Origin of the sequence: Lactobacillus sp. PV034, from assembly GCF_014522305.1 — a bacterium.
Classification (GTDB): Bacteria; Bacillota; Bacilli; order Lactobacillales; family Lactobacillaceae; genus Lactobacillus.
In genome coordinates this window covers 712,015-735,891 of record NZ_CP041982.1, presented here as the reverse complement: position 1 = coordinate 735,891, position 23,877 = coordinate 712,015, and the positions used below count along the sequence as shown (strand labels likewise).

Annotated in this window: 19 protein-coding genes; 17 read left to right on the top strand and 2 right to left on the bottom strand. The window is 35.5% G+C overall.

The annotated features are described in order from the left end of the window. Nucleotides 1-16 precede the first annotated feature (16 nt). The 9 genes from FP432_RS03745 (at nt 17) to whiA (ending at nt 12,435) form a co-directional block, all read left to right on the top strand. The gene (locus FP432_RS03745) at nt 17-1,027 is read left to right on the top strand and encodes an NAD(P)H-dependent glycerol-3-phosphate dehydrogenase (protein ID WP_265489512.1); all 1,011 of its coding nucleotides are present in this window, start codon (nt 17-19) and stop codon (nt 1,025-1,027) included. Nucleotides 1,028-1,091: 64 nt separating this feature from the next. Further along, the gene (gene trxB / locus FP432_RS03740) at nt 1,092-2,045 is read left to right on the top strand and encodes a thioredoxin-disulfide reductase (protein WP_265489511.1); all 954 of its coding nucleotides are present in this window, start codon (nt 1,092-1,094) and stop codon (nt 2,043-2,045) included. 120 nt (nt 2,046-2,165) lie between these two features. Further along, on the top strand, nt 2,166-3,893 hold the full coding sequence (locus FP432_RS03735) for a phospho-sugar mutase (protein WP_265489510.1): 1,728 nt from the start codon (nt 2,166-2,168) through the stop codon (nt 3,891-3,893). Nucleotides 3,894-3,989: 96 nt separating this feature from the next. After that, nucleotides 3,990-6,035: an excinuclease ABC subunit UvrB gene (gene uvrB / locus FP432_RS03730; RefSeq protein WP_265489509.1), complete on the top strand. Its 2,046-nt coding sequence runs from the start codon at nt 3,990-3,992 to the stop codon at nt 6,033-6,035. Next, nucleotides 6,025-8,868, top strand: coding sequence for an excinuclease ABC subunit UvrA (gene uvrA, locus FP432_RS03725; protein ID WP_265489508.1), 2,844 nt, complete (start codon nt 6,025-6,027; stop codon nt 8,866-8,868). The genes uvrB and uvrA overlap by 11 nt, the downstream gene beginning before the upstream one ends. A 42-nt stretch (nt 8,869-8,910) precedes the next feature. Further along, nucleotides 8,911-9,453 carry an HdeD family acid-resistance protein gene (locus FP432_RS03720; protein ID WP_265489507.1) on the top strand — a complete coding sequence of 181 codons (543 nt, stop codon included), beginning with the start codon at nt 8,911-8,913 and terminating at the stop codon, nt 9,451-9,453. Nucleotides 9,454-9,554: 101 nt separating this feature from the next. Beyond that, nucleotides 9,555-10,439, top strand: coding sequence for an RNase adapter RapZ (gene rapZ, locus FP432_RS03715; RefSeq protein WP_265489506.1), 885 nt, complete (start codon nt 9,555-9,557; stop codon nt 10,437-10,439). 11 nt (nt 10,440-10,450) lie between these two features. Beyond that, nucleotides 10,451-11,488: a gluconeogenesis factor YvcK family protein gene (locus FP432_RS03710; RefSeq protein ID WP_265489505.1), complete on the top strand. Its 1,038-nt coding sequence runs from the start codon at nt 10,451-10,453 to the stop codon at nt 11,486-11,488. Beyond that, a complete protein-coding gene (whiA, locus tag FP432_RS03705) occupies nt 11,485-12,435 on the top strand; it encodes a DNA-binding protein WhiA (RefSeq protein WP_265489504.1) in 951 nt (316 codons plus the stop codon). The genes FP432_RS03710 and whiA overlap by 4 nt, the downstream gene beginning before the upstream one ends. A 43-nt stretch (nt 12,436-12,478) precedes the next feature. On the opposite strand, the gene clpP is transcribed toward whiA, so the two are convergent. Continuing rightward, the gene (clpP, locus tag FP432_RS03700; protein WP_265489503.1) at nt 12,479-13,063 is read right to left on the bottom strand and encodes an ATP-dependent Clp endopeptidase proteolytic subunit ClpP; all 585 of its coding nucleotides are present in this window, start codon (nt 13,061-13,063) and stop codon (nt 12,479-12,481) included. Between the two features lie 179 nt (nt 13,064-13,242). Next, nucleotides 13,243-14,691: an APC family permease gene (locus FP432_RS03695; RefSeq protein ID WP_265489502.1), complete on the bottom strand. Its 1,449-nt coding sequence runs from the start codon at nt 14,689-14,691 to the stop codon at nt 13,243-13,245. Between the two features lie 416 nt (nt 14,692-15,107). Between FP432_RS03695 and FP432_RS03690 the strand changes: the two genes are divergently transcribed. From FP432_RS03690 to smpB, 8 genes are all read left to right on the top strand, one after another. Next, nucleotides 15,108-16,139, top strand: a complete 1,032-nt coding sequence (locus tag FP432_RS03690; RefSeq protein WP_265489501.1) for a sugar-binding transcriptional regulator — start codon at nt 15,108-15,110, stop codon at nt 16,137-16,139. A 51-nt stretch (nt 16,140-16,190) separates the two neighbouring features. Next, the gene (gap, locus tag FP432_RS03685; RefSeq protein ID WP_265489499.1) at nt 16,191-17,207 is read left to right on the top strand and encodes a type I glyceraldehyde-3-phosphate dehydrogenase; all 1,017 of its coding nucleotides are present in this window, start codon (nt 16,191-16,193) and stop codon (nt 17,205-17,207) included. A gap of 107 nt (nt 17,208-17,314) precedes the next feature. Then, entirely contained in the window at nt 17,315-18,532 is a 1,218-nt protein-coding gene (locus FP432_RS03680; protein ID WP_265489498.1) for a phosphoglycerate kinase, read from the top strand. A 21-nt stretch (nt 18,533-18,553) separates the two neighbouring features. Beyond that, complete coding sequence (tpiA, locus tag FP432_RS03675) at nt 18,554-19,309, top strand: triose-phosphate isomerase (protein WP_265489497.1); 756 nt, start codon at nt 18,554-18,556, stop codon at nt 19,307-19,309. Between the two features lie 39 nt (nt 19,310-19,348). Further along, on the top strand, nt 19,349-20,647 hold the full coding sequence (gene eno / locus FP432_RS03670) for a phosphopyruvate hydratase (RefSeq protein ID WP_265489496.1): 1,299 nt from the start codon (nt 19,349-19,351) through the stop codon (nt 20,645-20,647). A gap of 119 nt (nt 20,648-20,766) precedes the next feature. Beyond that, entirely contained in the window at nt 20,767-21,000 is a 234-nt protein-coding gene (secG, locus tag FP432_RS03665) for a preprotein translocase subunit SecG (protein ID WP_265489495.1), read from the top strand. Between the two features lie 67 nt (nt 21,001-21,067). Beyond that, the gene (gene rnr / locus FP432_RS03660; protein ID WP_265489493.1) at nt 21,068-23,392 is read left to right on the top strand and encodes a ribonuclease R; all 2,325 of its coding nucleotides are present in this window, start codon (nt 21,068-21,070) and stop codon (nt 23,390-23,392) included. Nucleotides 23,393-23,404: 12 nt separating this feature from the next. Further along, entirely contained in the window at nt 23,405-23,863 is a 459-nt protein-coding gene (gene smpB, locus FP432_RS03655; RefSeq protein ID WP_265489601.1) for an SsrA-binding protein SmpB, read from the top strand. Nucleotides 23,864-23,877 lie beyond the last annotated feature (14 nt).

The following is a 23,877-nucleotide window of genomic DNA, read 5'->3' as shown; positions in this document are numbered from 1 at the left end:
GATTTGGAGTATTAAAATGACAAAAATTGCAGTTTTAGGAAATGGATCTTGGGGTTCTGTATTAGGCTCAATGTTAGCTGATAATGGTAATGAGGTAACTTTTTACGGAAATATTGATGCAGTTAACAATGAAATCAATGAACATCATACTAATTCTCATTACATGAAAGATTGGCAATTAAATCCTACGACCTCAGCTACGGGAGATTTAGCTGAAGCAATTCAAGATGCTGATATTGTTCTTTTTGTATTACCAACTAGCGCGATTAGAATTGTTGCTAAACAAGTAAAAGAAGTTTTAGATCAAACCAGAGCTAAACCTCTTTTAGTAACCGCAACTAAGGGGATTGAACCAGGAAGTAAAAAATTAATTTCTGATATCTTAAAAGAAGAAGTGTATCCTAATGATAGCGAAAAAATTGTAGCTATTTCTGGCCCTAGTCATGCAGAAAATGTTGCCCAAAAAGATTTAACTGCTATTACATGTGCTTCAGAAAGTGAAGAAAATGCCAAAAAAGTTCAAGAAGTATTTGCAAATAACTATGTTCGTTTCTACACTAACTCTGATTTAGAGGGGGTTGAAGTAGGTGGTGCAATTAAAAATGTTATTGCAATTGCTGCGGGAATTTTAGCTGGAAAGGGCTATGGTGACGATGCTAAGGCTGCGTTAATGACGCGTGGCTTAGCTGAAATTAGTCGTTTGGGCGTAGAATACTTTGGTGCTAAGTCTAAGACTTTTAGTGGCCTTTCTGGTATTGGTGATTTGATTGTAACTTGTACTTCTGTAAATTCACGTAACTGGCGTGCTGGTAAACAAATTGGTGAAGGTAAAACTTTGGATTATGTTTTAAAGAATATGGGACAAGTAGTAGAAGGTGCTACAACTGTAAAAGCTGTACATGAATTAGCAGAAGAAAAAAAAATTGATATGCCAATTAATGAAGCAGTGTATCATGTACTCTATGAAAACGCCGATGTAGATGAAGAAATTGCACGAATGATGGGAAGAAGTCCAAAAGCAGAATAGTTGTAATTATTCACTAAAGACAGTACGATAATTTTACAAAAGTAAGATTTAAGAAGGGATTTTTATGGCAAATAATTATGATGTGATAATTATTGGTGCAGGTCCAGGTGGTTTAACTGCTACTTTATATGCAGCTCGTGCTAACCTTAAAGTGTTAATTTTAGATCGCGGCATCTATGGCGGACAAATGAATAATACAGACATTATTGATAATTATCCTGGTTTTAGTGAAATTAAGGGACCAGAATTGGGCGAAAAGATGTATCAGTCCGCTATGAAATTTAAGCCAGATTTTAAGTATGGCGAGGTTAAAACTGTCACACTAAATGGTGACGAAAAAATTATTAAAACTGATACTGATGAGTTCACAACAAAAGCATTAATTATTGGGACCGGCGCAGATCATAAAAAGTTGAATATTCCTGGAGAAAAGGAATATGAAGGGCGAGGAGTTTCATATTGTGCTGTTTGTGATGCTGCTTTCTTTAAAGATGAGGATGTAGTAGTTATTGGTGGTGGAGATTCTGCGATTGAGGAGGGAATCTACCTTTCCCAGTTAGCAAAGTCAGTTACTGTAATTCATCGTCGTGATCAACTGAGGGCACAGCCAGTTCTACAAAAACGAGCATTTGCAAATAAAAAGATGCACTTTATTTGGAATGCCCAAGTTGAAAAAATTATCGGAAATGATAATAAAGTTGAAGGAGTAGAATACTTAGATAAAGTGAGTGGTAAGCAAAAAATAGTACCAGCTGCGGGGGTATTTATTTATGTTGGCGTAAAACCACAAACTGAGGTTTTTGAGAATTTAGGAATTTTGGACGAAGAGGGATGGATTCCTACCGACGAAAGGATGAATACTAAAGTTCCTGGAATTTTTGCAATAGGAGATGTCCGGGCTAAAGATTTACGTCAAATTGCTAATGCCGTAGGTGATGGTAGTATTGGTGGTCAGGAAGCCTATAATTACTTACAAGGATTAAATGATGACATTTTAGATAATGAAACTTTAGGTTAAGAGAGAATTTGAGATAAAAATTCTCTTTTTTTTTGCTGAAATTTGCATATTGTGTTTTTTAAAGATGAAAAAATAGTAAAATGATTACTAAGAGATAGTAAAAGAATTGAGGATTAGATTATGAGTGCACAAGATAGCTTTAAACAATGGAAACAAGCAACAAGTCTTCCTGATTATTTAAAAGACCAATTAAGTAGTTTGAGCCAAGATGACAATTGGATTGAAGATGCTTTTGGCCAAGATATTAATTTTGGTACTGCTGGTATGAGAGGAAAACTTGAACCAGGTACTAATAGAATTAATTTATTTACTATTGGTAAAGTTACTGAAGGTTTAGCTCGTTTAATTGATGAAAATGGTGAAGAAGCTAAGAAGCGTGGAGTAGCTATTTCTTTTGATTCGCGCTACCATTCACGTGAATTTGCTCAACATGCTGCCCAAATTTTGGGAGCACATGGAATTAAAGTTTATCTCTTTGATGATTTGAGACCAACTCCTGAACTCTCATTTGCTGTTCGTTATTTACATACTTTTGCAGGGATTAATATTACTGCTTCACATAATGCTAAGCAATATAATGGTTATAAGGTTTATGGTGAAGATGGTGCGCAAATGGCTCCTGAAAATGCTGACCGTTTGTTTGCTTATGCCCAAAAAGTAAGTAATATTTTTGATGTTGAAGCTGCTCCAGTTGAAAAATTGCGTGCAAATAATACTTTACAATTAATAGGTGAAGATGTTGATGAAGCTTATCTAGCTCACCTCAAAGAAGTAACTTTTGATCCTGAAATGGTTAAAAATAATGCTAATAAGCTAAAAATTATTTACACTCCATTACATGGAACAGGAAAAATGCTTTATGATCGAGCATTTAGACAGGGCGGATTTGATAATGTCATTCCTGTACCTAGTCAATCAATTATTGATCCTGAATTTCCGACTACAATTAAACCAAATCCAGAATATCGTGATGTATTCGAACCTGGCTTTAAGTTAGCTAATGAAGTAGATGCAAACGTAATTATTGCAACAGACCCAGATGCTGATCGTATGGGGGCAGCAGTTAGAAAGTCAGATGGTGATTTCCAAGTTCTTACTGGTAATCAAATTGCTACTTTGATGGCATATTACTTGTTAGAACATATGAAGGAAAATGGTACATTAACTTCTGATTATGAATTAGTCACTTCAATTGTTTCCAGTGCATTACCATTCAAGATTGCCAAGGATTTTGGTATTCGTACTAAGCATGTGTTAACTGGTTTTAAATATATCGGTGAAGAAGTTGACCGTATGAATAAAGAAAAAGACGGTAAATTCCTCATGGGCTTTGAAGAAAGTTATGGTTATTTATTTAAACCATTTGCTCGTGATAAGGATGCGATGCAAGGTGCTTTAATGTTTGGTGAAGTAGCTAGTTACTATGCATCAAAAGGTATGACCGTTTTTGATGGACTTCAAGAAATTTGGCAAAAGTATGGGGTTTCTTATGAAATCACTCATGCAATTGAAATGCCAGGAATTGGTGGTCAAAAGAAGATGGCTGCTTTAATGGAAAAATTACGTAATAAGCATCTTAATGAAATTAATGGTACTAAAGTAGTTAAGATTGAAGATTTTGAAACTCAAAAATCAATTGATAGTAATGGTGAAAAGGAATTAACAGGTTTTCCTGTTTCTAATGTTTTGAAGTATTACTTAGAAGATGATACTTGGGTAGCTCTTCGACCATCAGGAACTGAACCTGTTATCAAGGCTTATGTAGGTGTAAATAAGCCTACAGTTGAAGAAGCAGAAAAAGCTGCCCAAGACTATCAAAATGCTTTAGGTGAATTACTTAAGAATTAATCAAATATAATGCGAAAATACGTTCGCTGTAGTAAAATAAGTATACAAAATGAAAAGTTGGACCCAGGTCCAACTTTTTTTGCGGAGGACGAAGTTATGATTAGACGACAAAAAGATAGAAAATTTGAACTTGTCTCCAAATATCAACCAGCAGGAGACCAGGCTCAAGCAATTAATAAACTTACAACTGGTTTTCAAAATGGCAAAAAAGAACAAATTCTACAAGGGGCCACTGGAACTGGTAAAACTTTTACTATGGCAAATGTAATTGCAAACTTGAATAAACCTACTTTGGTTCTTTCTCATAATAAGACTTTGGTAGGACAATTATACAGTGAGTTTAAGGAATTTTTCCCTAAGAATGCGGTAGAATATTTTGTTTCTTACTATGATTATTATCAACCGGAAGCTTATGTACCAAGTTCCGATACTTATATTGAAAAAGATTCCTCGATTAACGATGAAATTGATCAATTACGGCATGCAGCAACTTCTGCCTTAATGGAAAGAAATGATGTTATTGTAGTTGCCTCAGTTTCTAGTATCTTTGGTTTGGGTGATCCACGAGAATATGCCCGTAGCGTGATTTCATTGCGGGAAGGTCAAGAATATGGTCGTGATACCTTATTGCGCGATTTAGTTAATATTCAATATGATCGTAATGATATCGATTTTCAACGTGGACGTTTTAGAGTGCGTGGGGATGTAGTTGAAATTTTCCCAGCTGGTAATTCTGAACATGCTTATCGAGTTGAATTTTTTGGGGATGAAATTGATCGCATTGTAGAAGTAGATTCTTTAACCGGCGAAGTAATTGGGGAAAGAGAGCAAGTTTCCCTTTTCCCAGCAACTCACTTTATGACTAATGAAGAAAATATGGCCCGTGCACTAGGCTCTATTAAAGATGAACTAAATATTCAAGTTAAGAAATTTGAAGGTGAGGGTAAGCTTCTAGAAGCACAGCGTATTAAGCAACGTACGACTTATGATATGGAAATGATGAGTGAAGTTGGTTATACGAACGGAATTGAAAACTATTCACGTCATATGGATGGACGTAAACCAGGTCAACCACCTTATACGTTATTAGATTTCTTCCCAGATGATTTTTTAATTTTGGTTGATGAATCACATGCAACAATGCCAGAATTAAAGGCTATGTATAATGGTGACCGTAAACGTAAAGAAACGTTAATTGATTATGGCTTTAGATTACCATCAGCTTTGGATAATCGTCCCTTAAAATTAGAAGAATTTGAAAAACACGTTAATCAAATAATGTATGTTTCTGCTACTCCGGGAGATTATGAACTGCATCATACGGATAGTGTAGTAGAACAAATTATTCGACCAACCGGATTATTAGATCCAAAAATTCAAGTACGTCCAATTAATGGGCAAATAGATGATTTAGTTGGAGAAATCAACAAGCGAATTGAAAAAAATGAGCGTGTTTTTGTAACTACTTTAACCAAGAAAATGTCTGAAGATTTGACTGATTACTTAAAGGATTTGGGGATTAAAGTACGTTATCTTCACTCTGATATTAAAACTTTAGAAAGATTACAAATTATTAGAGATCTGCGTTTAGGTAAGTTTGACGTCTTAGTGGGTATTAACCTTTTAAGAGAAGGTATTGATGTTCCGGAAGTATCTTTAGTAGCTATTCTGGATGCCGATAAGGAAGGCTTTTTACGTTCAACCAGACCATTAATTCAGATTACTGGTCGAGCAGCGCGTAATGCCCATGGGGAAGTAATCATGTATGCTGATACCATTACTGATTCAATGCGGGTAGCAATTGATGAAACAAATCGTCGTCGGCGGTTACAAGAACAATTTAACAAGGAACATGGTATTACACCAAAGACTATTGTTAAGCCAATTAGGGACGTAATCTCTGCAACTAAAGCAGTAGATGATAGTGAAGAACAAACTGAAAGCTTTAGTGACCTTAACTTTGATGAATTAACAGTCAAACAAAAGAAGGCTATGATTAATACTTTGACTGATCAGATGAAAAATGCTGCCAAGAAACTTGATTTTGAAGAAGCAGCTAACTTACGTGATGCAATTCAAGATTTACAAAGTCAAATACATACTAAGAAAACTAAAAAGGGAGGTAGTTTAAGTGGCAAATGATAAAATCGTAGTTCATGGTGCACGTGAGCATAATTTAAAGGATATTGATGTAACTATACCGAAAGATAAACTAGTGGTAATTACTGGTTTATCGGGCTCGGGTAAAAGTTCACTAGCTTTTGATACTTTATATGCAGAAGGTAGACGCCGCTATGTTGAGTCTCTTTCTAGCTATGCACGTCAATTCTTGGGTCAAATGGATAAAGCGGATGTTGACTCAATCGATGGTTTGAATCCAGCAATTTCAATTGATCAAAAGACTACATCTCATAATCCCCGTTCAACCGTGGGCACAGTAACTGAGATTAATGATTATTTGCGTTTGCTTTGGGCCCGTGTAGGCCATCCCGTTTGTCCAAATGATGGCACCTTAATTGAAAGCCAAACAGTAGATCAAATGGCTGATCGGATTATGGCCTTACCAGAAAGAACGAAGATTCAAATTTTATCACCAATAATTCGTGATAAGAAAGGCGAGCACAAAGAGGTTTTTAAACGAATTCAAAGAGCTGGTTATGTTCGGGTAATTGTTGATGGTGAAATGCATGACATTAGCGAAGACATTCAATTAGAAAAAAATAAGCGTCATTCAATTGATATTGTAGTAGATCGTTTGATTGTCAAAGATAGTATTCGGACTCGTCTTTTTGATTCTATTGAAGCTGCTCTTCGTTTATCAGATGGTTATATGGACGTAGATGTAATTGGTGGAGAAAAAATGAATTTCTCTGAAGAATATGCTTGTCCTGTTTGTGGTTTTACGGTTGGAGAATTAGAGCCGCGTTTATTCTCTTTCAATGCTCCTTTTGGGGCTTGTCCTGATTGCGATGGTTTGGGCATGAAACTTGCAGTTGATGAGGATTTGGTGGTACCTGATAAAAGTTTAACTTTGGCAGAAGGTGCACTGGCTCCTTGGAAAAATTCAAAATATTATACTCAAATGCTCGAACAAGCTTGTGAAGCTCTAAAAATTCCAATGGATAAACCTTTTAATAAATTAACTAAGCGTCAGCGTGATCTTGTACTTCATGGTTCAACTAAAAAGATAAAATTCCATTTAAATGGTGATTTTGGTGTAAATGATACTACCCAAGCTTTTGAAGGCGTAATGAATAATGTAGATCGTCGTTACAATCATCCAATGTCCAGCTTTATGAGAGATTCGATGAGTAAGTACTTAACTGAGCTAACTTGTACAACCTGCCAAGGTAAAAGATTAAATGAGAAGGCATTAGCGGTAAAGGTTAATGGCACAGATATTGCAGCTGCATCTGATTTACCAATTGAAAAGGAAATAGAATTCTTTAAAAATGTTGATTTAAGTGAACAAGAAGCTGTAATTGCAAAGCCAATTCTAAAAGAAGTGGAAGATCGCTTAACTTTTTTAAGTAATGTTGGATTAGACTATCTAACTTTATCACGTTCTGCTGGTACTTTATCTGGTGGAGAAGCACAACGAATTCGTTTAGCAACTCAAATTGGGTCAAATTTATCAGGAGTTATGTATATTCTTGATGAACCTTCAATTGGACTTCATCAACGTGATAATGATCGCTTAATTTCGTCTTTAAAGAAAATGCGAGATTTGGGCAATTCTTTAATTGTGGTTGAACATGATGATGAAACAATGCGTCAAGCAGACTATGTCCTAGATATCGGTCCAGGTGCAGGAGTTTATGGAGGTAAGGTAATGGCCGCTGGTACGCCAGAAGAAATTATGAAAAATCCTAATTCCTTGACTGGCCAATATCTCTCTGGTAAAAAATTTATTCCAGTACCTTTAAAGCGAAGAAAGGGCTCGGGTAAAAAAATTAGTGTTAAAGGCGCTGCAGAAAATAATTTAAAAGATATTAATGTTGATTTTCCTCTTGGTAAATTTACTGTAGTTACTGGTGTATCCGGATCCGGAAAATCTACTTTAGTAAATATGATTCTAAAACGAGCTTTGGCACAGAAGTTAAATAATAATTCAGCTAAACCGGGTAAATATAAATCAATTACAGGCTATAAAAGTATCGAAAAGATTATTGATATCGATCAAAGTCCAATTGGTAGAACTCCTAGATCAAATCCGGCTACTTATACTTCTGTCTTTGATGATATTCGTACGCTTTTTGCACAAACAAATGAAGCCAAAATGCGTGGTTATACTAAGGCTAGATTTTCATTTAATGTTAAAGGTGGACGCTGTGAAGCTTGTCATGGGGATGGAATTATTAAGATTGAAATGAACTTTTTACCTGATGTTTATGTTCCATGTGAGGTTTGTCACGGTAGTAGATATAATTCTGAAACTTTAGAAGTTACTTATCGTGGAAAAAATATTGCTCAAGTTTTAGACATGACTATTAATGAAGCAACTAAATTCTTCGAAAATATTCCTAAGATTCATCGTAAACTACAAACTATTGTTGATGTTGGTTTAGGTTATGTGAAACTAGGGCAATCAGCTACTACCTTATCTGGTGGCGAGGCACAACGGATGAAGTTAGCATCAGAATTGCAAAAATTATCAACAGGTAAGAATTTTTATATTCTTGATGAGCCAACAACGGGATTACATACTGATGATATTAAGCGTCTTTTAGAAGTATTGCAGCGTTTAGTAGATGATGGAAATACAGTCCTAGTAATTGAACACAATCTTGATGTGATTAAGAATGCAGATTGGTTAATTGACCTAGGTCCTGAAGGAGGAGAAGGCGGCGGTCAAGTAGTGGCTACTGGAACTCCTGAAGAAGTAGCAGAAGTAAAAGAAAGCTATACTGGACAATACTTAAAGCCAGTACTTGAAAGAGATACTATATTAACTAAGAACGCTTGCAAAAAATAACACTTTTTTAGTAGAATTATTTCTAGGGAGGAAATATAAATTATGAATAATTTTTCTAGTTCTGATAAACACCGTGGCTTTGACTGGGGTGCCTTTGTTGGTGGTGTTCTTTTAATTATTGCCGGTATTTTAGTGATGTCTTATCCTGACCGCAGCTTTAGAACTTTTGTTTACTTGTTTGGGATTATCTCAATTTTACAAGGTATTTTGTGGATTTATGCTTATGCAAAATTTAGAGATATTTTCAGTATGAGTTGGGTAACAATTCTTTCGGCTGTGATTGACATTGTAATCGGGATTCTGTTCTTGTGTGCTAATGTAATTGGCGGTTTAACTTTAGCATTATTATTTGCTATTTGGTTCTTAGCTGACTCAATTATTGGGATCATTTTCTCTGCTCACTTAAGAGCTTTTTCAACAGGATACTTTATTTTTAGTTTGATCTTGAGCATTATTAGTTTAATTATTGCGATTGTCTTGCTATTTAATCCTACCTTGGCAGCATTAACTATGGTATATCTAGTTGCATTCTGGCTTTTAGTCTTTGGTTTCAATGAATTAATGGTATCTTGGATGCATCGTTAATACTTTTAAAAAGTTTTGAACTTATGATAGTTCAAAGCTTTTTTGTTTATATAAAAATGAAACGCCCGGTATGTTATAATTTATGTCAAGGAGGCAACGCAATGGCTAAGAATAAAAAACAGTTACTGATTGTAACTGGAATGAGTGGAGCAGGAAAAACTGTAGCAATTAAGTCTTTAGAAGATATGGGGTATTTTGTAGTAGATAATTTACCTCCTGAACTTCTTGGCAATTTTTGGGATCTAATTTATAGTTCGGATGAATTTAGTAAAGTTGCAGTTGTTATTGACTTAAGAGTTCGAAGCTTCTATAAAGATTTAGTTGATGAAATAAATTCGCTTGAAGACAGCCAAAATATTCAATCTACCTTGGTATTTTTAGATGCTTCTGATGATGCTCTGGTATCAAGGTATAAGGAAACTCGTCGTCTCCCGCCTTTAGCACAAAAGGGAAGATTATTGGACGGAATTCAAAAAGAAAGAGAAGTTTTAGATCGTGTAAAAAATGTTTCTAATTACATTATTGATACTTCTAATCTTTCAAAAAAACAGCTGAAAGAAAAATTAATTAAAACTTTTAGTGATAGTGATACTCATACTTTTTCAATTGAAGTAATGAGTTTTGGCTTCAAGTATGGAATTCCGATTGATGCGGATATTGTGATGGATGTCAGGTTTTTGCCAAATCCATTTTATATTCCTCAACTAAAACCATTTACAGGTCTTGATAGAAGAGTTTTCGATTATGTAATGGAGAAGAAGGAAACTAAAGAGTTTTATCAAAAATTCTTGGAAATGTTAGAAACTGCAATTCCAGGGTACATTGAAGAGGGGAAGGAAAGATTAACAATAGCAATTGGCTGTACAGGTGGACAACATCGCAGTGTTTCCATTGCTCGTCAATTGGCAGTTGATCTAGCTGAAAAATATCCGAATAATCCCGTAGACATATCTCATAGAGAAATTAGTCGTTATATAAAACAATAAAGGAGAGTTTTATGGCATATGGAGAAAATCGAATAGTTCGTGTCATAAAAGGAAGACGGCCAAAAATTGTAGTTATTGGTGGTGGAACTGGGTTACCAGTTATTCTGAATGCCTTAAAAGAGCAAAATGCAGATATTACTGCTATTGTTACAGTAGCCGATGATGGTGGTTCTTCAGGAACAATTCGTGATTATATTAATGTGGTTCCTCCTGGAGATATCAGAAATGTTTTAGTATCTTTATCTGATATTCCAGAAAAGGAAAAAGAGGTTTTTCAATATCGGTTTGATTCATCAGATTCATTTTTTGCAGGGCATGCAATTGGTAATTTGATTATTGCTGCCTTAAATGAAATGCAAGGAAATATTTTTGATGCAGTACAATCTCTTTCCAAAATGATGCATGTAGATGGCAGAATTTATCCTGCTTCAAATGAGCCATTGACTTTAAATGCTGAATTTGTAGATGGGACAACGGAGGCAGGCGAAACAGAAATTACGGCTCAAGATAAAAGAATCAAAAGGATATGGGTAACGAATACTAATTCGGAAGATGAACCAAAAGCTGTTTTACCAGTCTTAGCAGCAATTATGCAAGCAGATGCAGTTGTTTTAGGCCCAGGAAGTTTATTTACTTCTATCTTACCTAATTTAGTAATTAAAAATTTAGGAGAAGCAGTACGACAAACAAAGGCAGAAGTTATTTATATTTGCAATATTATGACTCAAAAAGGAGAAACTGATCATTTCACTGTTGCTGATCATGTAAGAGTACTGAATAAGCATTTAGGTGGTAATTATATTGATACGGTTCTTGTTAATGGTGCCAAAATTGATATGTCGAAGTTTAACCCCAATGACTATGATGAATATTTGGAACCAGTTAGAAATGATTTTGAAGGTTTAAGAAAACAAAATTGTCGAGTAATTACGGCAGATTTTATTGATCAACATAGTGGATTAGTTTTTCATGATGGAGAGAAAGTAGTCGACGAGATTTTAAATTTGGCTTTCGACGCCTTTTGTCGTAGACAGCAGGAGGAAAGATGAGTTCTTATGCCAGTGATGTGAAAAAAGAGTTAACTAGTCTACCCGTTCATCCTGAACATGCAAAGGCTGAACTCGCTGCATTCTTAAGAATGAATGGGACTTTGAGTTTACACCAGCATCATTTTAGTTTGGATATTGTGACCGAAAATCCAGCAATTGCAAGAAGAATATTTTCTTTGATAAAAACGGCGTATGGAATTGAACCATTACTGATTGTTTCTAAGAAGATGAAATTAAAGAAAAATTATCAGTACTTGGTGAGATTGCAACAAAGTGTTAAGGAAATTCTAACTGATTTAGATGTAATCAATGATCAATTAGGGTTAGTTACTGGTATTCCGGAATACATACTGAATTCAGAACAACGTGCTATGTCTTATCTAAGAGGTGCTTTTTTAGCCGGCGGTAGCGTTAATAATCCCGAGACAAGTCGCTATCATTTAGAAATCTATTCCTTATATGAAAATCATAATACCGATCTTGTTACGTTAATGAATAAGTATTTTTATCTAAATGCGCGTAAAACTAAGCGTCGAAGTGGTTACATTGTTTACCTTAAAGAAGCAGAAAAGATCGGTGACTTTCTTCATGTGGTTGGAGCAGTAAATGCTATGCTTGCTTTTGAAGATTTAAGAATTATGCGAGACATGCGTAATTCAGTAAATAGATTGGTAAATTGTGATACCGCAAATTTAAAAAAAGTCGCTAAAGCAGCTGCTCAGCAAGTTGAGCAAATTCAGCTCATTGATAAAGAAATGGGTTTAGATAATTTGCCCGAAAAATTAGCAACATTAGCACGTTTTCGCTTAGATCACGCTGAGCTTTCATTAAAAGAGGTTGCACAACAACTTCCAGGAGGACCAATCTCTAAGTCAGGGGTAAATCATCGCTTTCAAAAAATTAAAGAAATTGCTGCTAAATTGGAAGCTGAAAATGTTAAAGAATAAAAAAGAGGATTCGCTATTGCGAATCCTCTTTTGATTTGAAAAATTATTTTTCTTTATTAACTAAGATGTCGTCAATCAAACCATAATCTTTAGCTTCTTCAGCAGTAAGGTAGTTATCACGTTCTGTGTCTTTAAGAATCTTATCTAATGGTTGACCAGTAGTTTCATGTAAGATTTGATTTAATTTCTTACGACTCTTTAAGATTTCTTCAGCTGCGATTTGAATATCGGTTTGTTGACCTTGAGCACCACCTAATGGTTGGTGAATTAAAACAGTTGAGTTTGGTAAGGCAAAACGTTTGCCCTTGGTTCCAGCAGTTAAAAGAATAGATGCCATTGAAGCAGCCATTCCGATTGCAATAGTTGATACATCTGACTTAATAAAGTTCATAGTATCCATAATTGCAAGGCCAGAAGTAATTACACCACCAGGGGAGTTAATGTATAAAGAAATGTCTTTAGTATTATCTTGTGCATCTAAGAATAAAAGTTGAGCAATGATAGAATTTGCCATTTGATCATTAATTTCGCCACTCAACATAATAATTCTATCTTTTAAAAGTCTTGAATAAATGTCGTAAGCACGTTCACCACGCGCAGTTTGTTCGACAACTGTAGGTACAAGCATATAAAATACCTCCTAAATTGTATAAAAATTAGCACTCTAACATGTACTGTGCTAATTAAAGCACATAATCGTTTTAAGGTCAACTATTGGAACTGAAAATTTTCAAATGTTTTCTACAATAATTTACACAAAAATACCAGACAGATATCTGTCTGGTATTACAAGTTGGTTAGAATTAATTAGATTAATTTTTTATCTTGTCTCTTTTTAATCAGAGGTAAGATTAAACCCAAGGCAAGCAAAATAATTGGCGTTAAAATATTTAAAAATAAAGTGAAGGGATCTGGTGAATAAATACCAACTATACAGCAAGCTGCTGTTAAGAAGAAACACCAGTAACCACTTAATTTGGCTAACCATTGATTTTTTGTCATTTGGTATTCGGAATTAAACTTATTTCGATCATTGCGCAAAGCAATATAGGCTGCAAACACCCATAAGTAGCGGAGCGGCATAGTTGTAGAATTCAATTTGACTAGCTGCTCCATAACTTGAGTAGCGTCTGGAACAACAGCTTGAATTAACGTTAATCCTCCCGAAAGAATGACTATCATCCAAATCCCATTAATGTAAGCACCGTGACGATTTTTCTTTAATAGACTTGATGGAATAAAATCATGAGCCTCTTTACTACCTAAAAGCATTCGTAAAGGTGCATCAATAGAAATAACTAAAGTTGAAAATTGACCAATTACATTACACCAAGCATAAAGATAGAGGAAAAGATTACCTGCATGATAGTAAGTACCCAAGTTTTGGAAAGCCCAATATGGCCCATTAGAAATGTAATTTGCTAGATCAGCGCTGCTGCCAGATACCTTTCTTGGATCAAACATCATCGCTAAGGCAAAAGTACCTAAAATCGCTGAAATTATAACCATAATGGCTAGTAGGATCATTGACTTAGGAAAGTTCTTAGCTGGATCTTTAACTTTAAATACGTAAGGTGAAATTTTTTCACAGCCTCCAACTGAGAAAATTAAAATAGAAAGTGAAGTGAAATAACTGATATTAAAGTTAGGTAAGAAATTCTTCCAATTCCAAGAAATGGTTTGAAAATTACTATTAGGATTAATTGTAGGTGCTGCAAACATCATGATGATAAATAAAATTGACATAATAAACATTGATGTCCCAGCAATTGTAGCTAAAGTTTTTAGGAATGAAATTCCGCGACTGGCAAACCAACAAAAGAAAAGGAAAATTGCTAAAGTAGCTAATTGGATCCAAAGCGTTGGTGTAGCATCAAATTTATCAATTGATCCCCAAATACCCCAAGCCATAGCTCTTAGTCCACCAGTTCCTTTACTTGAGATATATACGATATGAACAGCCCAGTAGGTCCAGCCGGCATAATAAGCCCAACGAGGTCCCATTGTTGCATTGACCCATGAAGAGACTCCACCTTCAGCTTTTTTAAAAGTTGATCCCAGTTCCCCAACCATTAAAGCATAAGGAACAAAGTACAAGGCAAACATTATAATCCAGCTAAAGATGACATGAGTTCCATCAAAGTAACCATAGCCATTAATAATATTTCCAAAACCCCATACGGTGGAGAAAGCCATCATGGCTAATGTAGGCCAAAGCATTTTTTTAGCCTGATTTTGTTTTAGTTCAGCTTCCATTTAAATTACCTTTCTTCGATATAAATACTAACCCAAGTAAATTATATCGAAATTAAACTAATAATTGGATAAGAATAAAAGGATTGATTGATATATTTATTCTTGTTACGTATTTCTTTTTTCTGCTACAATATTATTAAGATATTCGTCCCCTTAGTGTAATGGATCGCACGTAAGATTCCGGTTCTTAAGATCTCAGTTCGACTCTGAGGGGGGACATATTTTTAACAATTAGTTATGATAATATGAAATCGTTTTATTAAAGGTTGAAATCTAAATTTTATATTGTTATACTATGGGTGTCGAAAGGGAAATGAAAAAACGAAAGTTTTTGAATTTCTCTAATATTTTTAAAGTTTGTGGGTCACAAAGTGTCACAACGTGGGACACAATTTGACCCATTAGAAGGAGCAAATATGGACACGGACTTAACCTTGTTGCAAGATTTGGCTCCGGATATTCTTAAAATAGTTCGACAAAGATTTCTCGTTCTTGAGCAAATTTCTTTATTTGCCCCTGTGGGGCGAAGGGTAATAGCGGAGAAGTTAGGACTAAGCGAACGAAATATCCGTACAGAAACTGATCTTTTGAAAAGCTTAGGCCTAATAGAGGTTAAAAAATATGGAATGATTTTAACCGAAAAGGGAAATCATGTTTTGAAAGAAGCTGCCCCGTTTATTGACCGAATTTTTAATGCAAGTAATTTAGAAAAAGATCTTGCAAATAAATTGGGAATTGAACGAGTGATAGTGGTGCCAGGTAACAGTGATCGACAAGAACGTGTTTTTGAGCAATTAAGTCAACAACTTGAATCTGCTTTAGACTTGTTACTTCCTTTAGGAAAAAATATCATTACTGTTTTGGGCGGAGCAACAATTTCAAAGGCAGCTAGTCATCTTTCAACAAAATTGAGTCGTTATCGTGATTTGCTTTTTGTTGCTGGACGAGGAGCATTAGGCGAAAGTGTCGAAATTCAAAGTAATACAATTGCTCAAGTGATGGCCTCTAAAACTGGAGGTAGACATCAGGGATTGTATTTACCAGAGAATATACCTGCGGAAGCATTGGATATTTTAATTAAAGATGCCGGTATTGCGAATGCGATTTCAAACATATATAATAGTGATGCAGTCATTCATGGAATTGGTTTAGCAGATGAAATGGCCAAAAGGCGTAATTTAGATGTGATTACTCGTTCCAAACTTCGAGAGAAGGGTGCTGTGGCCGAAAGTTTTGGGTATTTCTTTGACCAGCAGGGAAGACTGATTGACCAAGTCCCAAGAGTTGGATTACAACTTGAAGATTTAGGTAAAATACCTCATGTATTTGCAATTGCAGCAGGAGCTAAAAAAGCAGCTGCAATTGAAGCTTACATGCATCATGCTCCTAAACAGACGTGGCTTATCACGGATGAGGGAGCTTCAAATATGGTTTTAAAGGGGAAGTAATTCCTGTTTAAAATAAATTGTTACATAGATTCCTAAGGAGGAATATTGGATATGACAGTTAAAATTGGTATTAACGGTTTCGGCCGTATCGGACGTTTAGCATTCCGTCGTATTATGGATTTAGGCGAAAAGTCTAAGGATATCGAAGTTGTTGCAATTAACGACTTAACTACTCCTTCACTTTTAGCACACTTACTTAAGTACGACTCAACTCATGGTACTTTTGACCACGAAGTTTCATCTACTGATGACGCTATCGTAGTTGATGGTAAAGAATACCGTGTTTACGCAGAACCACAAGCACAAAACATTCCATGGGTTAAGAACGATGGTGTTGACTTCGTTCTTGAATGTACTGGTTTCTACACTAGCAAGGCTAAGTCAGAAGCTCACCTTAAAGCTGGTGCAAAGAGAGTTTTAATTTCTGCTCCTGCAGGTAACGATCTTAAGACTATTGTTTACGGTGTTAACCAAGATACTTTAACTCCAGATGACAAGATCGTTTCAGCTGGTTCATGTACTACTAACTCATTAGCTCCAATGGTTAATGCTTTACAAAATGAATTCGGCATTGAAGTTGGTACTATGACTACTATTCACGCTTACACTTCAACCCAAATGCTTTTGGATGGTCCTGTACGTGGTGGTAACTTACGTTCTGCACGTGCTGCTGCAATCAACATTATTCCTCACTCAACTGGTGCTGCAAAGGCTATTGGTCTTGTTATCCCAGAATTGAACGGCAAGTTGAATGGTCACGCACAACGTGTTCCAGTTCCAGATGGTTCAGTTACTGAATTAGTTACTATTTTAGGCAAGAGCGTAACTGCTGACGAAGTTAATGAAGCTATGAAGAAGTACGAAAGTCCTTCATTTGCATACAACGACCACAACATCGTTTCAACTGATGTTTTAGGTATGACTGCTGGTTCAATCTTTGACCCAACTCAAACTATGGTTACTACTGCAGGTGACAAGCAATTAGTTAAGACTGTTGCTTGGTACGACAATGAATACTCATTCACTTGCCAAATGGTTCGTACTTTATTGAAGTTTGCTACTCTTTAATCTGTAATATTTAGATATTATTTGACTATTAGATAAGCAAAGAGAAGGCGGAGGGAGAGTTCTTCCTCCGCCTTTTTTAGAAAAATGAAAACATGGAGGCTAATTCAATGGCTAAATTAATTGTTTCTGATCTTAAAAATGAACTTAAGGGCAAAAAAGTTCTTGTTCGTGTAGACTTTAATGTTCCTATTAAAGATGGTGTTATTGGTGATGATAACCGTATTGTTGCTGCTTTGCCAACTATTAAGTACATCATTGATAATGGTGGAAAGGCTATCTTATTAAGTCACTTGGGTCGTGTAAAGAGTGATGCAGATAAGAAGGAATTATCATTAAAGCCAGTTGCAGAACGTTTAAGTGAATTATTAAATAAGCCTGTAACCTTTGTTCCTGAAAATGAAGGTAAAGAAGTAGAAGAAACTATCGATAATATGAAAGATGGAGATGTAGTTGTTCTTGAAAACACTAGATTCCAAGATATCGATAATGACTTTGGTAAACGTGAATCTAAGAATGATCCAAAACTTGGCGAATACTGGGCAAGTTTAGGTGACATCTTTGTTAACGATGCTTTTGGTACTGCACACAGAAGTCACGCATCTAATGTAGGTATTGCTGAAGCTATGAAGAAAGCTGGTAAGCCTGCTGCCGCTGGTTACTTACTTGAAAAAGAAATTCAATTCTTAGGTGATGCTGTTGAAAACCCTGTTCACCCATTTGTAACCATTTTGGGTGGGGCTAAGGTTTCTGATAAGATTGGTGTTATTGAAAACTTAATTCCTAAGTCAGATCACATTTTAATTGGTGGTGGTATGGCTTATACTTTCTTAGCAGCACAAGGCCACAAGATTGGTAAATCATTATTTGAAGAAGATAAATTAGATCTTGCCAAGGAATTACTTGAAAAGGCTGGCGACAAGATTGTTTTACCTGTAGATAACGTTGCTGCAACTGAATTTTCAAATGATGCTCCTCACGAAGTTGTTGGCGATGATATTCCTGATAACATGATGGGCTTAGATATTGGTCCTAAGACTGTTGCTAAATTTAAGGATATTCTTAAGGATGCTAAGACTGTTGTTTGGAATGGACCTATGGGTGCATTTGAAATGCCAAACTATGCTGAAGGTACTTTAGAAGTAGGTCGTGCTTTAGCTGAATTGAAGGATGCTGTAACTATTATTGGTGGTGGTGACTCAACTGCAGCTGCTAAGCAATTAGGTATTGCTCCAAAGATTAGCCACATTTCTACTGGTGGTGGTGCTTCACTTAACTATCTTGAAGGTAAGGAATTACCTGGTATCGCTTGCGTTTCAGATAAGTAATTCATAGGAGGAATATTTATTATGCGTACACCAATTATTGCTGGTAACTGGAAATTACATATGAACCCGGAACAAACTGCTGAATTTGTTAAGGCAGTTAAAGGTAAATTACCAGATCCATCTAAAGTTGAATCTGTCATTGCTGCACCTGCAGTTGACCTTTATGTTTTAGCAGAAAATGCTAAGGGTACTAACTTACATACTGGTGCAGAAAATGCTTATTTTGAAGTTGAAGGTGCTTTTACTGGTGAAACTTCACCTAAAGTATTGAACGAAATGGGTATTGATTATTGTATTATTGGCCACTCAGAAAGAAGAGGCTACTTCCACGAAACTGATGAAGATATTAACAAGAAAGCTAAGGCTTTATTTGCTAATGGCGTAACCCCAATTATTTGTTGTGGTGAATCTCTTGAAACTCGTGAAGCTAATAAGCAAGAAGAATGGGTAGTTAGTCAAATTAAGGCTGCACTTGATGGTTTAACTGCAGAACAAGTATCAAAAGTTGTTATTGCCTATGAACCAATCTGGGCAATCGGTACTGGTAAAACCGCTTCTGCTGATCAAGCTGAAGAAATGTGCAAGACCATTCGTGAAACTGTTAAGGATCTTTACAATGAAGAAACTGCTGAAAATGTTCGTATCCAATACGGTGGTTCTGTAAAACCTGCTAATATTAAGGAATTAATGGCTAAACCTGATATTGATGGTGGTTTAGTTGGTGGTGCTTCATTAGATCCAGAATCTTACTTAGAATTAGTTAACTACCAAGATTAATAAACAATTTATTTAAACAGAATTTAAAGGAGAATTTTTATGTCTGTAATTACTGATATTCACGCACGTGAAGTTCTTGATTCACGTGGTAACCCAACTGTTGAAGCTGAAGTTTATACTGAATTAGGTGGCTTTGGCCGCGCTATTGTTCCATCAGGTGCTTCAACTGGTGAACATGAAGCCGTTGAATTACGTGATGGTGATAAGTCACGTTTTGATGGTAATGGTGTATTAACTGCTGTTGAAAACGTTAATGGCGAAATTGCAAAGGCTGTAATTGGTTTAGATGTAACTGATCAACGTCTTATTGATCAAACTATGATTGATTTAGATGGTACTCCTAACAAGGGTCGTCTAGGTGCTAACGCTATTTTATCTGTTTCTTTAGCTGCTGCACGTGCTGCTGCTGATGAATTAGGTCTCCCATTATATGAATACTTAGGCGGACCTAATGGTCACGTTTTACCAACCCCAATGATGAATGTTCTTAATGGTGGTAAACACGCTGATAACAATGTTGATATTCAAGAATTTATGATTATGCCTGTTGGTGCAAAATCATTACATGAAGCTGTACGTATGGGTGCAGAAACTTTCCACACTTTGAAGAGTATTCTTAAAGAACGTGGCGAATCAACTGCTGTTGGTGATGAAGGTGGTTTTGCACCAAACTTAGCAAATAACGAAGAACCATTTGAATTATTGGTAGAAGCAATTCAACGTGCTGGTTATAAACCAGGTGAAGATATTTCTATTGCCTTCGACTGTGCTGCTTCTGAATTTTACAACAAAGAAACTAAGAAGTATGTAACTATTGCTGATGGACGTGATTACTCAGCAGAAGAATGGACTTCATTAATCGAAGACTGGGTTGACAAGTACCCAATTATTTCTGTTGAAGATCCATTGGACGAAAACGATTGGGAAGGTTGGAAGACTTTTACTGACCGTTTAGGTAAGAAGATTCAAATTGTTGGTGATGACTTATTTGTAACAAATACCAACTACTTGAAGAAGGGTATTCAAATGGGCGTTGCTAACGCTATCTTAATTAAAGTTAACCAAATTGGTACTTTAACTGAAACATTTGATGCCATTGAAATGGCAAAACAAGCTAGCTACACTGCTATTGTTTCTCACCGTTCAGGTGAAAGTGAAGATACTTCAATTGCTGACTTAGTTGTAGGTACTAACGCTGGTCAAATTAAGACTGGTTCAATGTCAAGAACTGATAGAATGGCTAAGTACAACCAATTAATGCGTATTGAAGAAGCTTTAGGCTCAACTGGTCAATACTTAGGTATCCACAGTTTCTACAACTTACACAAGCAATTCTAATCTTGAAATGATTTGATAAAAAGGAGACTATTTTAAATAGTCTCCTTTTTATTTAGCAATCGTATTTGATTTATGGTAAACTTTTAATAGTAGTTAATTTAGGCAATGGAGGCAGCGCTTTGTATAACCTAACCATGACGTTAATAATTATCGTTAGTATTTTAATTATTATTGCAACGTTGATGCAACCACAAAAACAACAAGATGCCTTAAATGCGTTATCAGGTGGTGCTGTATTTAGCGGCCAATCTAAAAAGCGTGGTTTTGAGGCTTTAATGGAAAGAATTACTGGTGTATTACTAGTTATTTTCTTTGTATTAGCGATTATTTTAGCGACATTATCATCTAAGTAAAACAATCGGCCTCCACATTTGTGGAGGTCTTTTTATTAGGCCTAGAATAAATATGTGAGGTATATATATGGCACAAAATGAACGATTATTAGCAGAAATTTATGAAACTTTCCGCCATAATCCCCAAGAACAATATGATGTAGATCAATTAGAAAAAGAATTAAGTAAACATAATAAATTTGAGTTTTCTGATCTTGTAAAGTCATTAACTTTTTTAGAACATGAGAAAAAAATTATTACAAATGGTAAAGGAAAATATCAGCTCAATCAAGAGAATATAATTGTTGAAGGCCTCTTCAAGGCTAATGATAAAGGTTTTGGCTTCGTTAGATTAGATGATGAAAAAGCTGAGGATGTATTTGTAGATAAGCATAATACTAGGTATGCGATCGATGGTGATAGAGTTCAAGTCACTATCATTGCAGGCGCAAATCCTTGGAATGGAAAAGGCCCTGAAGGAAAAGTCAATGAGATTTTAGCACATGGTGTGGAAAATCTTGTGGGTGAATATCATCCCTATAGTGATGACTTAGTAGCAAAATACGGTTATATTGGATATATAACAAGTGAAAATCGTAAGCTTAAACGATTTAAAATTAATATCGAGGATACCGGTTTAAAGCCACAAATGGGTGATATGGTTCAAGTTTCTTTAAAAGATTACCCTAATGAAGATCATCCAGATGAAATGACTGCAGTTGCAATTAAAACACTTGGTAATAAGAATGATCCTGGTGTGGATATTATGTCAATTGTTGTCGACAATGAAATTCGCATAGAATGGCCAACTGAGGCGATGGAACAAGCTAATAGCATTCCTGATCATGTTACTGATGCAGATAAAAAAGGACGTATTGATATTACTGATCAACCAGCAGTAACAATTGATGGGGATGATTCTAAGGACTTTGACGATGCCGTAGTTTTATGGAAATTACCAAATGGAAATTATCATTTAGGTGTACACATTGCAGATGTCTCCCATTATGTAACTGAAAATTCTCCACTTGATCAAGAAGCATTCAAACGAGGAAATAGTACCTATTTAGTTGATCGTGTAATTCCGATGTTACCATTTCGTCTATCAAATGGTATTTGTTCCTTAAATGAAGGAGTAGAACGTTTAGTACTTTCTTGTGATATGGAAATTACACCAGATGGACAACGAGTTAAATATAGCATCCATCCTTCGGTGATGAAGTCACATGGACGTTTAACCTATAATAAGGTAAATCAAACTTTGGATCCAAATCAAGAAGATCCAAAGGAAGAAAAATACCGCAAGTTAAAACCAATGCTTGAAGAAATGGCAAAATTGCATGAAGCATTATATAAGCAACGTCATTTAAGGGGAGCAATTGATTTTGAAGAACCTGAAGCGAAGATTAAAGTTGATGCTCAAGGTAAACCAGTGGATATTATTCTTCGTGAACGTGGCACAGCTGAAAAAATGATTGAATCATTTATGTTAATCGCAAATGAAACCGTAGCTCAAGATTACTACAAGAAGAACGTACCTTTCTTATACCGTGTTCACGAAACGCCTGATGAAGAAAAAATGAAGACGTTCTTTGAATTTGTTAGTGCTTTTGGACTTCACGTAACAGCTGATCCAGCCCATGTTAGTCCAAAAGATTTACAAAAGATTATCAGTAAGACTGAAGGAACACCTGAAGAGGCAGTAGTGGAAATGATGATGCTTCGTAGCTTGAAACAAGCGCACTATTCACCAGATCCTTTAGGACATTTTGGGTTAGCTGCTAAAGATTATACTCACTTTACCTCACCAATTAGACGTTATTCAGATTTAATGGTACACCGTATGATTCATACTTATGCTGATGAAGGTAAGAAGGAAAAAATTCAGGATCATTTCAAATCCCAATTACCTGAAGTGGCTGAACAAACCTCAAGCCAAGAACGTCGTTCAATTGATGCTGAACGTGGTGTAAATGACCTTAAGATGACAGAATACATGGCTGATAAGGTTGGCCAAGTATTTGATGCAATAGTATCATCCGTTACAAGTTTTGGTATGTTTATTCAGTTGCCTAATACCGTTGAAGGCTTAATTCATATCTCTAACTTAAACGATGATTATTACAACTTTAATGAAAAATCAATGACTCTAACTGGACGTAATTCTCATAAAGAATTTAAAGTTGGAATGCCTATTAAAGTTAAATTAATTCGTGCAGATGTTGAACAACATCAATTGGATTTTGAGATATATGATCCAAATGCACCAAAGACTCATAATAATCGTCGAGGACGCAATTTCGAGAGAAGCTATTCAAGAAATAGAAATAATCGTAATTCTGGTGGTAAAAATAATAGATTTACTATTCATAAGCGTCGTGAAGCAAAAAATTCTTTTAAAAAGAAGAGTTAATAAGGGTTTATGATGAAACAAAAAAAAGAAGATAATGTGATAGCCCAAAATAAAAAGGCTAGTCATGATTATTTTATTAAGGAAACTCTCGAAGCAGGGATTGCTTTAACTGGGACAGAAATAAAGTCGGTACGTGCCCGAAGAATTAACTTGCGTGATGGTTATGTTCAAATTATTAATGGCTCTGCTTATTTAGAAAATGTTCATATAAGCGAGTATAAGCAAGGAAACATTTATAATCATGATCCTTTGCGCCAAAGAAGACTGTTACTTCACAAAAAACAAATTGCACGTCTGGCTGGTATTCAAAGCCAGCAAGGGATGACTATTATTCCTTTAAAAGTATATCTTAAACATGGTTTTGCCAAAGTCCTAATTGGAGTAGGTCAAGGGAAGAAACAATACGACAAGCGCGAAACTATCAAAAAGCGTGATCAAGAGCGCGAACTTAGAAGAAAATATCGAGTATAACATTTTGGACAATG